This window comes from Pseudomonas sp. GD03875, from assembly GCF_029840585.1.
GTDB lineage: Bacteria > Pseudomonadota > Gammaproteobacteria > Pseudomonadales > Pseudomonadaceae > Aquipseudomonas > Aquipseudomonas paralcaligenes.
Window position 1 is genome coordinate 1 of record NZ_JAOCCV010000015.1, and the last position, 12263, is coordinate 12263.

General features: G+C 64.3%; 10 protein-coding genes. 2 read left to right on the top strand and 8 right to left on the bottom strand.

From position 1 onward, the window contains the following. Positions 1 to 108 precede the first annotated feature (108 nt). The 8 genes from N5D30_RS14470 to N5D30_RS14505 all read right to left on the bottom strand — a co-directional run bounded on the left by N5D30_RS14470 (position 109) and on the right by N5D30_RS14505 (position 9266). On the bottom strand, positions 109 to 987 hold the full coding sequence (locus tag N5D30_RS14470; RefSeq protein ID WP_220812532.1) for an ABC transporter permease subunit: 879 nt from the start codon (positions 985 to 987) through the stop codon (positions 109 to 111). Beyond that, on the bottom strand, positions 984 to 1865 hold the full coding sequence (locus tag N5D30_RS14475; RefSeq protein WP_279903090.1) for an ABC transporter permease subunit: 882 nt from the start codon (positions 1863 to 1865) through the stop codon (positions 984 to 986). Before N5D30_RS14475 ends, N5D30_RS14470 begins: the two co-directional genes overlap by 4 nt. Positions 1866 to 1888: 23 nt before the next feature. After that, complete coding sequence (gene potA / locus N5D30_RS14480; RefSeq protein WP_220812533.1) at positions 1889 to 3043, bottom strand: polyamine ABC transporter ATP-binding protein; 1155 nt, start codon at positions 3041 to 3043, stop codon at positions 1889 to 1891. 54 nt (positions 3044 to 3097) lie between these two features. Further along, complete coding sequence (locus N5D30_RS14485; protein WP_279909593.1) at positions 3098 to 4192, bottom strand: polyamine ABC transporter substrate-binding protein; 1095 nt, start codon at positions 4190 to 4192, stop codon at positions 3098 to 3100. A gap of 215 nt (positions 4193 to 4407) precedes the next feature. Beyond that, a complete protein-coding gene (locus N5D30_RS14490; RefSeq protein WP_279902947.1) occupies positions 4408 to 5508 on the bottom strand; it encodes a polyamine ABC transporter substrate-binding protein in 1101 nt (366 codons plus the stop codon). A 120-nt stretch (positions 5509 to 5628) separates the two neighbouring features. After that, entirely contained in the window at positions 5629 to 7002 is a 1374-nt protein-coding gene (locus N5D30_RS14495; protein ID WP_279909595.1) for an aspartate aminotransferase family protein, read from the bottom strand. 61 nt (positions 7003 to 7063) lie between these two features. Further along, on the bottom strand, positions 7064 to 8422 hold the full coding sequence (locus tag N5D30_RS14500) for a glutamine synthetase family protein (protein WP_220812537.1): 1359 nt from the start codon (positions 8420 to 8422) through the stop codon (positions 7064 to 7066). Positions 8423 to 8513: 91 nt separating this feature from the next. Further along, the gene (locus tag N5D30_RS14505; RefSeq protein ID WP_279909596.1) at positions 8514 to 9266 is read right to left on the bottom strand and encodes a gamma-glutamyl-gamma-aminobutyrate hydrolase family protein; all 753 of its coding nucleotides are present in this window, start codon (positions 9264 to 9266) and stop codon (positions 8514 to 8516) included. A 276-nt stretch (positions 9267 to 9542) separates the two neighbouring features. Between N5D30_RS14505 and N5D30_RS14510 the strand changes: the two genes are divergently transcribed. Both N5D30_RS14510 and N5D30_RS14515 read left to right on the top strand, forming a co-directional pair. Continuing rightward, a complete protein-coding gene (locus N5D30_RS14510) occupies positions 9543 to 10922 on the top strand; it encodes a glutamine synthetase family protein (protein WP_220812539.1) in 1380 nt (459 codons plus the stop codon). Positions 10923 to 11198: 276 nt separating this feature from the next. Next, on the top strand, positions 11199 to 12254 hold the full coding sequence (locus N5D30_RS14515) for an extracellular solute-binding protein (RefSeq protein ID WP_220812540.1): 1056 nt from the start codon (positions 11199 to 11201) through the stop codon (positions 12252 to 12254). Positions 12255 to 12263: the final 9 nt, after the last annotated feature.

The following is a 12263-nucleotide window of genomic DNA, read 5'->3' on the forward strand; positions in this document are numbered from 1 at the left end:
CCGGCCACGGGTGGTGCGCATGGCGCACCCTACGAAGGACATGCTTCCGTAACGGGAACCATGAAAAAGGCCACCCGAGGGTGGCCTTTTTCATGGGCGGGAAGTGGCTCAGGCGGGCTGGGCCGGTTTCCAGTTGGAGTTGGTGGCTTCCTCGGCCATGGACTCCATGGCCTGCTGGATCGCGCGCTTGCGGCGCTCCTCGGCACGGCGGGCGAAGTACCAGGCGAAGAAGGTGAAGATCGACACGGTCAGCAGGATCAGGCTGGCGATCGCGTTGATCTCCGGCTTCACACCCAGGCGCACGGCGGAGAAGACTTCCATCGGCAGGGTGGTGGAGCCCGGGCCGGAGACGAAGCTGGCCAGCACCAGGTCGTCCAGCGACAGGGCGAAGGACATCATGCCGCCGGCCGCCAGGGACGGCGCGATCATCGGGATAGTGATCAGGAAGAACACCTTCCACGGCTTGGCGCCGAGGTCCATGGCCGCTTCCTCGATGGACAGGTCCAGCTCGCGCAGGCGCGCCGACACCACCACCGCCACGTAGGCCGAGCAGAAGGTGGTGTGGGCGATCCAGATGGTCATCAGCCCGCGCTCGGCGGGCCAGCCGATCAGCTGGGCCATGGCCACGAACAGCAGCAGCAGGGACAGACCGGTGATCACTTCCGGCATCACCAGCGGCGCGGTGACCAGGCCACCGAACAGGGTGCGACCCTTGAAGCGGGTCACCCGGGTCAGCACGAAGGCCGCCAGGGTACCCAGCGCCACCGCCGCGACGGCGGTGTACAGGGCGATCTCCAGGGAGCGCATCACCGAGCCCATCAGTTGGCTGTTGTCGAGCAGGCCGACGTACCACTTCACCGACCAGCCGCCCCATACGGTGACCAGCTTGGAGGCGTTGAAGGAGTAGATGACCATGATCAGCATCGGCAGGTAGATGAACAGCAGGCCGACCCAGAGCATCACGTTGGAGAAGCTGAAGCGTTTCATGCGCGGCCCTCCATTTCCTTGGCCTGGTTACGATTGAACAGGATGATCGGGATGATCAGGATCGCCAGCATCACCACCGCCAGGGCCGATGCCACCGGCCAGTCGCGGTTGTTGAAGAACTCCTGCCACAGCACCTTGCCGATCATCAGGGTCTCCGGGCCGCCGAGCAGTTCGGGGATGACGAACTCGCCCACCACCGGGATGAACACCAGCATGCTGCCGGCGATGATGCCGTTCTTGGACAGCGGCACGGTGATCTTCCAGAAGCTGTTGAAGTTGCTCGAGCCCAGGTCGGAGGCCGCTTCCAGCAGGCTCATGTCGTGCTTGACCAGGTTGGCGTAGAGCGGCAGGACCATGAACGGCAGGTACGAATAGACGATGCCGATGTACACCGCGAGGTTGGTGTTGAGGATCTGCAGCGGCTCGTTGATCACCCCGATCATCTGCAGGAAGCCGTTGAGCAGGCCGTTGTTGCTGAGGATGCCCATCCACGCGTAGACGCGGATCAGGATCGCGGTCCAGGTCGGCATCATGATCAGCAGCAGCAGCACGGTCTGCGCTTCCTTGCTGGCACGGGCGATGGAATAGGCCATCGGGTAGCCGAGCAACAGGCAGAGGACGGTGCTGACGAAGGCTATCTTCAGCGATCCCAGGTAGGCCGCCAGGTACAGCTCGTCCTCGCTGAGGAAGATGTAGTTGCCCAGGTTGAGCACGATCGACAGCTGGTTGTCGGCCCAGTTGTAGATCTCGGTGTAGGGCGGGATGGCCACGTCGGCTTCGGCGAAGCTGATCTTCAGGACGATGAAGAACGGCAGCAGGAAGAACAGGAACAGCCAGAAGAACGGCACACCGATCACGGCATGCCGCCCGGTGGGCAGATAGCGCTTCAGTTTGCCGATTCTCATGATTGCAGTACCACGCCGCTGTCGTCTTCCCAGTACACCACCACGTGGTCGTCCCAGGTCGGACGCTTGCCGCGGCGCTCGGCGTTGGCGATGAAGCACTGCACGATCTGCCCGGAGGCCAGCTTGACGTGATACACCGAGTGGCCGCCCAGGTAGGCGATGTCGTGCACGGTGCCGTTGCACCAGTTGTACTCGGGGTGCTCGTGGTCCGCCGGCAGGGTGGTGGCCATCAGCAATTTTTCCGGGCGCAGGGCGTAGGTGACAGCCTTGCTCTCGGCGCGGGTGGTGACGCCGTGGCCGATGTAGATCGGCTTGTCCAGCTGCGGGCAGCCGATGATGGCGTGGTCGGCCTCGTCGGTGGTGATCACGCCGTCGAACAGGTTGACGTTGCCGATGAACTCGCAGACCAGGCGGCTGGCCGGGGTCTCGTAGATGTCCACCGGGCTGCCGGTCTGGGCGATCCAGCCGAGGTGCATGATGGCGATGCGCTGGGCCATGGTCATGGCTTCTTCCTGGTCGTGGGTCACCATCACGCAGGTCACGCCCACGCGCTCGATGATCTCGACCAGTTCCAGCTGCATCTGCGAGCGCAGCTTCTTATCCAGCGCGCCCATCGGCTCGTCGAGCAGCAGCAGCTTGGGCCGCTTGGCCAGGGAACGGGCCAGGGCCACGCGCTGGCGCTGGCCGCCGGACAGCTGGTGCGGCTTGCGCCGGGCGTACTGGGTCATGTGCACCAGCTTGAGCATCTCGGCCACGCGCTCGTCGATCTCGGCCTTGGGCAGGCCGTCCTGCTTGAGGCCGAAGGCGATGTTCTGCGCCACGGTCATGTGCGGAAACAGCGCGTAGGACTGGAACATCATGTTGATCGGCCGCTCGTAGGGCGGCATGTCGGTGATGTCGACGCCATCGAGCAGGATGCGGCCCTCGGTGGGGCGCTCGAAGCCGGCGAGCATGCGCAGCAGGGTCGATTTGCCCGAACCGGAGCCGCCGAGCAGGGCGAAGATCTCGCCCTTGTTGATGGTCAGCGAGACGTCGTCGACGGCGATGGTCTCGTCGAACTTCTTGGTCACGCGGTCGATCTTGACCAGCACCTCTTTGGGTTGCTGGCTGCCCTCGAGGGCTTTCTTGTAGGCGCTGGAAGCAACAGCCATTTCCAAAACTCCCGGAAAAAGAAATCGCGCCCGGCCGCTGGCCGGGCAATTAATTCACTTGCCCGACTTGACCTTGGTCCAACTGCGGGTCATCAGGCGCTGCACTTTCGGCGGCAGTTCGGCGGAGATGAACAAATTATCCAGCACCTCCTGCGGGGGGTAAACGGACTCGTCGTTGCGCACGTCCTGGTCCATCAGCTCGCCGGCCTTGAGATTGGGGTTGGCATAACCGACGTAGTCGCTGACCTTGGCGATGGCCGCCGGGTCGAGCAGGTAGTTGATGAAGGTGTGGGCTTCCTTGACGTTCTTCGCGTCGGCCGGAATGGCCATCATGTCGAACCACAGGTTGGCGCCTTCCTTGGGAATGGAGTAGGTGATCTCCACGCCCTTGCCGGCCTCTTCGGCGCGGTCGGCGGCCTGCAGGATGTCGCCGGAGAAGCCGACCGCGACGCAGATGTCGCCGTTGGCCAGGTCACCGATGTACTTGGAGGAGTGGAAGTAGGTCACGTACGGGCGCACGGCCAGCAGCTTCTCCTCGGCCACCCGGTAGTCGTCGACGTCGGTGCTGTTCGGGTCCTTGCCCAGGTACTTGAGCACGGCCGGAATCATTTCGTCGGCCGAGTCGAGGAAGGCCACGCCGCAGGCGCTGAGCTTCTTCATGTTGTCCGGCTCGAAGACGGCGGCCCAGGAGTCGATCGTGTCGACGCCCAGCACGGCCTTGATCTTCTCGGCGTTGTAGCCGATGCCGTTGGTGCCCCACAGGTAGGGGACGGCGTACAGGTTGCCCGGGTCGTTGGTCTCGAGCTGCTTGAGCAGCGCCGGGTCGAGGTTCTGCCAGTTGGTCAGCAGGGAGCGGTCGAGTTTCTGGAACGCGCCGGCCTTGATCTGCTTGCCGAGGAAGTGGTTGGACGGCACCACCAGGTCGTAGCCGGAGCGGCCCGCCAGCAGCTTGCCTTCCAGGGTCTCGTTGGAGTCGAACACGTCGTAGATCGGCTTGATGCCGGTGGCCTTCTGGAAGTCCTCCAGCGTGGTCTCGCCGATATAGTCGCTCCAGTTGTAGATGTGCACGGTGGGCGCTGCCTGCACGGCACCCGCCACGCCCAATGTCACCGCAACGGCGGTCAGGGTTTTGCGGAAGGAAATTCGCACACGTCGTTCCTCTTTCTTGTTGATCTAGCGGAGCGCTGGCGCGCTCCGGGGGTGGTGGAGAATCTGTGTCCTATCCCTGGCGCCCATGCCGATCGCCCAGCCGCCCGCGCACGGAGCTGTGTGGGGCTCGTGTGTAACGGTAGTCGAGGTGGGTCATGGGACCTCCTGGCGGTTGCTCCGGCGGAGCACCCGCCGGAGGGTGTCGCTGCTGTCGGTTACTTGCCGGACTTGATGGTGGTCCAGCTGCGGTTCATGGTGCGCTGCACTTTCGCCGGCAGGTCCGGGAAGGTGTAGATCTTGGCCATGGTCGCTTCGCTCGGGTAGATGCCCGGGTCGTTGCGGATCGCCTCGTCGACCAGCGGAGTGGCCGCCGCGTTGCCGTTGGGGAACTGCACGAAGTTGGTGATCTCGGCCATGATTTCCGGCTTCATCAGGAAGTTCAGGAAGGCATGGGCGCCATCGACGTTCTTGGCGTCGGTCGGGATGGCGAGCATGTCGAAGAAGCTGCCGGCGCCTTCTTTCGGAATGCTGTAGAGGATGTTCACGCCGTTCTTGGCTTCCTCGGCGCGGGACTTGGACTGGTACAGGTCGCCCGAGTAGCCGACGGCCACGCAGATGTTGCCGTTGGCCAGGTCGCCGATGTACTTCGAGCTGTGGAAGTAGGAGATGCTCTTGCGGATGGAGAGGAACAGTTCCTCGGCCTTCTTCAGCTCATCCGGCTTCTCGCTGGTCGGGCTGTAGCCCAGGTAGTTGAGGGCGGCCGGCAGGATCTCGGTCGGCGAGTCGAGGAAGGAAACGCCGCATTCCTTCAGCTTGGCGATGTTCTCCGGCTTGAACACCAGGTCCCAGGAATCGACCGGGGCGTTGTCGCCCAGCACGGCCTTGACCTTGTCGACGTTGTAGCCCAGGCCGATGGTGCCCCACATATAGGGGAAGGAGTACTGATTGCCCGGATCGCTCGGCTCCAGGGCCTTGAGCAAGGTGGTGTCGAGGTTCTTCCAGTTCGGCAGCTTCTCGCGGTCCAGCTTCTGGAACACGCCAGCCTTGATCTGCTTGGCCAGGAAGGGGTTGGAGGGCACGACGATGTCGTAACCGGAGCTGCCCGCGAGCAGTTTGGCTTCCAGCACTTCGTTGCTGTCGAAGACGTCGTAGACGACCTTGATGCCGGTTTCCTTGGTGAACTTCTCCAGGGTTTCCGGGGCGATGTAGTCCGACCAGTTGTAGACGTGCAGCACCTTGTCATTGGCCTGCGCCATACCGGCCACGGCGCCTGCCAGAGTCATGGCAAGGAGGGTCTTGCCGAAGGTCTTGATCATGCGGGTTAGCTCCATTGTCGTTTGTAGTATCCGGGGCTGCGTCGCCTGAGCGACGCACCCTCCGGTGAGCCTGGCCAACGCACCCCGCAGTCTGGCAAGGTCTGGCCTGTCGCTCAAGCCTTACACCAGCACCGCGCGGGCCGTCAGATCGAGGCACTTGCGCGCCTTCTCGACCAGCTCGTCGATCTCGCTTTTGCTGATCACCAGCGGCGGCGCGATGATCATGGTGTCGCCCACGGCGCGCATGATCAGACCGTTCTCGAAGCAGTGGCTGCGGCAGATCATGCCGACGCCCATATCGCCCGGGAAACGCTCGCGGGTCTGCTTGTTCTTCGCCAGTTCGATGGCGCCGAGCATGCCCACTCCGCGTACCTCGCCCACCAGCGGATGATCCGCCAGCTCACGCAAACGCTTCTGCAAATAGGGTGCCGTTTCCGCCTGGACACGCTTGAGAATCTTCTCTTCCTTGAGAATGCGCAGGTTGGCCAGGCCGACGGCGGCCGCCACCGGGTGGCCGGAGTAGGTGAAGCCGTGGTTGAAGTCGCCACCGGCGTTGATCACCTGGAACACCTTGTCGCTGACGATCAGGCCGCCCATGGGCACGTAGCCGGAAGTCAGGCCCTTGGCGATGGTCATCAGGTCCGGCTTGTTGCCGAAGTAGTCGCTGCCGAACCATTGCCCGGTACGGCCGAAGCCGCAGATCACTTCGTCGGCGACGAACAGAATGTCGTACTTGGCGAGGATCTCGCGGATGCGCGGCCAGTAGCTGTCCGGCGGGATGATCACGCCGCCCGCGCCCTGGATCGGCTCGGCGATGAAGGCGGCGACCTTGTCCTCGCCCACTTCGAGAATCTTCTTCTCCAGCTGGTCGGCGGCCCAGATGCCGAACTCCTCGGGGCTCATGTCGCCGCCCTCGCCGAACCAGTACGGCTGCGGGATGTGCACGATGCCCGGGATCGGCAGGTCGCCCTGCTCGTGCATGTAGGTCATGCCGCCCAGGCTGGCGCCGGCCACGGTGGAGCCGTGGTAGCCGTTGTGGCGGCTGATGATGACCTTCTTCTCCGGCTGCCCCTTGAGCGCCCAGTAGTGGCGGACCATGCGCAGCATGGTGTCGTTGCCTTCCGAGCCGGAGCCGGTGAAGAACACGTGGTTCATGCCTTCCGGCGCCACGTCGGAAATGGCCTTGGCCAGTTCCAGCGCCGGCGGGTGGGCGGTCTGGAAAAAGGTGTTGTAGAACGGCAGCTCGCGCATCTGGTGGCTGGCCGCCTCGACCAGCTCTTCGCGGCCGTAGCCGACGGCGACGCACCAGAGGCCGGCCATGCCGTCGAGAATCTTGTTGCCTTCGCTGTCCCAGAGGTAGACGCCGTCGGCCTTGGTAATGATGCGCGGGCCCTTGTCGTGCAGCTGCTGGTAGTCGCTGAACGGCGCGAGATGGTGCTCACGGCTCATGGCCTGCCATTCGCGGGTTTTCGGGTTGTTCGCTTGATTGGTCATCGTTCACCTCAGATTGCGCATCCGGTCGGGCGCCGGGCGTCGCCGCCCGGCCCCTTCCCTGTCAGACGGAGAGCAGCAGGAACTCGCGTTCCCAGGAGCTGATCACCCGCTTGTAGTTTTCGTGCTCGGCGCGCTTCACCGCGACATAGCCGCGGATGAACTTCTCGCCCAGGTACTTCTCGGCGTCCTTGCAGGCTTCCATGCGCTCCAGGGCGCTCTCGATGGTCACCGGCAGGCGCAGGTTGCGACGCTCGTAGCCGCGGCCCTTGACCGGCGCGCTCGGCCTCACGTGCTCGACCATGCCCATGTAGCCGCACAGCAGGGTGGCGGCCAGCACCAGGTAGGGGTTGGCGTCGGCGCCGGCCAGGCGGTTCTCCACGCGGCGGTTCTGCGGGCCGGCTTCCGGCACGCGCAGGCCCACGGTGCGGTTCTCCTCGCCCCACTCCACGTTCACCGGCGCCGAGGTGTCCGGCAGGAAGCGGCGGAACGAGTTGACGTTCGGCGCGAACAGCGGCAGCAGCTCGGGGATGTACTTCTGCAGGCCGCCGATGTGGTGCAGGAACAGCTCGCTCATGGTGCCGTCGGCGTTGGAGAAGATGTTCTTGCCGGTCTTCAGGTCCACCACGCTCTGGTGGATGTGCATGGCGCTGCCCGGCTCGTCGGTGATCGGCTTGGCCATGAAGGTCGCCGCTACGTCGTGCTTGAGCGCGGCCTCGCGCATGGTGCGCTTGAACACCAGGATCTGGTCGGCCAGGTCGAGGGCGTCGCCGTGACGGAAGTTGATCTCCATCTGCGCCGGGCCTTCCTCGTGGATCAGGGTGTCCAGGTCCAGGCCCTGCAGCTCGCACCAGTCGTACATGTCCTCGAACAGCGGGTCGAATTCGTTGGCCGCGTCGATGGAGAAGGACTGGCGGCCGGTCTCCGGGCGGCCGGAGCGGCCGATCGGCGCCTCCAGCGGGAAGTCCGGGTCGGCACAGCGCTTGGTCAGGTAGAACTCCATCTCCGGCGCGACGATCGGCTTCCAGCCCTTGTCGGCGTACATCTTCAGCACTTTCTTGAGGATGTTGCGCGGCGACAGCTCGATGGGGTTGCCCTGCTTGTCGAAGGTGTCGTGGATCACCATCGCGGTGGGCTCGATGGCCCAGGGCACAACGTACACGGCGCTCTCGTCCGGGCGGCAGAACATGTCGATGTCCGCCTCGTCGAGCAGGTCGTAATAGATGTCGTCCTCGACGTAGTCGCCGGTCACGGTCTGCAGCAGCACGCTCTCGGGGAGGCGCATGCCCTTCTCGTCGAGGAACTTGTTGGTCGGCGAGATCTTGCCCCGGGCAATGCCGGTAAGATCGCTGATCAAGCATTCAACTTCGGTGATTTTGCGTTCTTTCAGCCAGCTGGTGAGCTGGTCTAGCTTGGTACTCATAGAGACCTCAGGGTTGTAGAGCGGCTACTGCGGACCGGTTGAAGCCTAGCGAAACCTCCGGGGTTTCACCGCCTGCCGGATGCTCACCTACTCAGCGTTGCCCCGCCCTCTCCCTGCAAGCCTCACCAAAGGCCTGGAAGATGGCGAGATAATTCGGGTTGGAGCCTACCTGCCATTCCGGGTGCCACTGCACCCCGAGCGCGAAGCTAGGCGAACCTTCGACGGAGAAGGCTTCGATCAACCCGTCGGGCGCCAGTGCTTCTACGCGAAGGCCCGGCGCCAGACGCTGAACGCCCTGGCCATGAATGGAATTGACCTGAAACTCGTCCGGCAAGCCGATGCCGGCGAGCACCCCGCCCGGCTGCACGCGCACGGCGTGGCGGGGGGCATACTGGATTTCCACCGGCGCGTCGGCCGGCTCGCGGTGGTCCATCATCCCGGGCACTTCCTGCACGCGCTGGTGCAGGCTGCCGCCGAAGGCCACGTTCATTTCCTGGAAGCCGCGGCAGATGCCCAGCAGCGGAACGCCGGCGGCGATGGCCTTGCGGATCAGCGGCAGGGTGGTGGCGTCGCGGGCGGGATCGTGATGGGTGCCGGCCTCGCTGGCCGGGCCACTATAATGATGGGGCTCGACATTCGAGGGCGAGCCGGTGAACAGCAGGCCGTCGATGGCCTCCAGCAGGGTGCCCTGGTCGATCAGATCACCCAGCGCCGGAATCACCAGGGGCAGCCCTTCGGCTCCTACCGCCACCGCGCGAACATATTTGTCGCCGACGATGTGGTTGGGATGGAGGCCGACCTGCTTGGTGCAGGCGGTGACGCCGATGATCGGCAGGCGCAACATGGGACACCCGTTCTTATGCTGTTGTCAGGTGGAGCCGAGATTAGCGCCGTTCAATTTATTACACAATAGGGCTGTAAAAAATTGAACACGCCCCACTGAGCACCAGCGATAACGGGGCCGTCAGCACCTTCGAAGGCGCCCAAAATGCCCCAAAACTGGCCATCGAGCCCCGTTTCGGGGCAGAATGCGTCACTATTGACAGCCTTGGGCGATTGAGATTGACTCACGGCTATATGACTGAATGATTGAAATTTTTAACAAGAAAGGTGTTGCATCATGTCGGTACCCCCGCGTGCCGTTCAGCTCAACGAAGCGAACGCGTTCCTCAAGGAACATCCCGAGGTCCAGTTCGTTGACCTTCTGATTGCGGATATGAATGGCGTGGTGCGCGGCAAGCGCATCGAACGGAACAGCCTGCACAAGGTGTATGAAAAGGGCATCAACCTGCCCGCCTCGCTGTTCGCCCTCGACATCAACGGCTCCACCGTCGAAAGCACCGGCCTCGGCCTGGACATCGGCGACGCCGACCGTATCTGCTTCCCCATCGCCAATACCCTGTGCAACGAGCCCTGGCAGAAGCGCCCCACCGCGCAACTGCTGATGACCATGCACGAGCTGGACGGCAAGCCGTTCTTCGCCGACCCGCGCGAAGTGCTGCGCCAGGTGGTGGCCAGGTTCGACGAGATGGGCCTGAAGATCTGCGCCGCGTTCGAACTGGAGTTCTACCTGATCGACCAGGAGAACGTGAACGGCCGCCCGCAACCGCCGCGCTCGCCACTGTCGGGCAAGCGTCCGATCTCCACCCAGGTGTATCTGATCGACGACCTCGACGAATACGTCGATTGCCTGCAGGACATGCTGGAAGCTGCCAAGGAACAGAGCATCCCGGCCGACGCCATCGTCAAGGAGAGCGCCCCGGCCCAGTTCGAAGTCAACCTGCACCACGTCGAAGACGCCATCAAGGCCTGCGACCACGCGCTGCTGCTCAAGCGCCTGATCAAGAACATCGCCTACGACCATGAGATGGACACCACCTTCATGGCCAAGCCCTACCCGGGCCAGGCGGGCAACGGCCTGCACGTGCACATCTCGCTGCTCGACAAGAAGACCGGCAAGAACATCTTCACCAGCGATGATCCCCAGGAGAACGCCGCATTGCGCCATGCGATCGGCGGTGTCCTGGAGACCATGCCCGCGTCGATGGCCTTCCTCTGCCCCAACGTCAACTCGTACCGCCGCTTCGGCGCCCAGTTCTACGTGCCCAACGCGCCGAGCTGGGGCCTGGACAACCGTACCGTGGCCGTGCGCGTGCCGACCGGCAGCGCCGACGCCGTGCGCATCGAGCACCGGGTGGCCGGCGCCGACGCCAACCCGTACCTGATGATGTCGGCGATCCTCGCCGGTATCCACCACGGCCTGACCAACCAGATCGAGCCGGGCGAGCCGATCGAGGGCAACTCCTACGAACAGCTGGAGCAGAGCCTGCCGAACAACCTGCGCGACGCCCTGCGCGAGCTGGACGACAGCGAAGTGCTGAACAAGTACATCAGCCCGGACTACATCGACATCTTCGTCGCGTGCAAGGAAGCCGAGCTGCAGGAGTTCGAGACCACCATCTCCGACCTCGAATACAACTGGTACCTGCATACCGTTTGATGCAACACCCGACGCCAGCCCTCGTGCTGGCGTTGTTTTAGCCATGCCCCATTGAGCTGTGGCGTAGGGTGCGCCGTGCGCACCGGTAAGCCCGTACATGGCCCCGGTGCACGCGGCGCACCCTACGGCAGAGCGCCGCGCCTTCAGCAATGCGTGATCAGGTGCAACGCATAACGGGTGCATGGCCTTGTTTTTACTGCCCTGGTTCTGCCTCCCGCCCAGCCCCGGCGCGCGGAATGGCGGAGCTTTGCCCATCCATTCGCCAAGGAGGTCGTCATGTTTCGCATTCTTGCTCCGCTGCTGCTGGCCCTCGCCCCCGGACTGGCGGCCGCCGCCGACAGCATCCGGGTCTACAACTGGAACGACTACATCGCGCCGCAGGTGCTGGAGGACTTCAGCAAGGCCACCGGCATCGCCGTCGAGTACCACACCTACGCCTCGGCCGAGGAACTGGACAAGATCCTCGCCAGCGGCGAAAGCATCGACATCGCGGTGCCGTCGCAGAACGACCTGCCGGCACTGATCCGGCAGAAGCTGATCCAGCCGCTGGACATGAGCCTGCTGCCCAACCGCAAGCATCTGGACAAGCAGCTGCTGAGCAAGCTGGCCGCGGTCGACCCGCAGAACCGCCACGCAGTGCCCTACCTGTGGGGTGCCGTGGGCCTGGCGATCAACACGCCGCAGGCCGAGGCGGCCTACGGCGGCCCGCTGCCGCACAGCTGGAGCCTGCTGTTCGACCCGGCGCAGAGCGCCCGGCTCACCGGCTGCGGCATCAGCGTGCTGGATGCGCCGGACGAGCTGCTCTACAACCTGCTCAGCTACCAGGGTCGCAGCCTCGCCAACAGCTCGCCGGGGCGCATCCGCAAGGCCGGCGAGACCCTCCAGGGCCTGCGCCCGAACCTGCGCTACGTGGACAGCGAGCGCTACATCGACGACCTCAACCAGGGCCGCCTGTGCATGGCCGTGGCCTGGGTCGGCGACGCCCTGGGCGCCAGCGACGCCGGCCAGCCGGTGCAGTTCGTGGTGCCGGAGGAAGGCTCCACCCTGTTCATCGACAACCTGGTGGTCCCGGCCAGCGCGCGCCGCGCCGACCTGGCGCACAAGTTCATCGACTACCTGATGCAGCCCCAGGTGGCCGCGCGGATCAGCGCCGAAACCCTCTACCCGAGCGCCAACACCGACGCCCGGCAGTTCCTCGAGCCCCATCTGCGCGACCAGTTGGGCAGCAACCTGGACGACGTCAAGAACCGCCTGTTCGCCCTGATGCCGCTGCCGGACAAACTCAAGACCGCCCGCGACGAAGTCTGGACCCGCTTCCGCGACGGCAGCTGACGGCTTGCC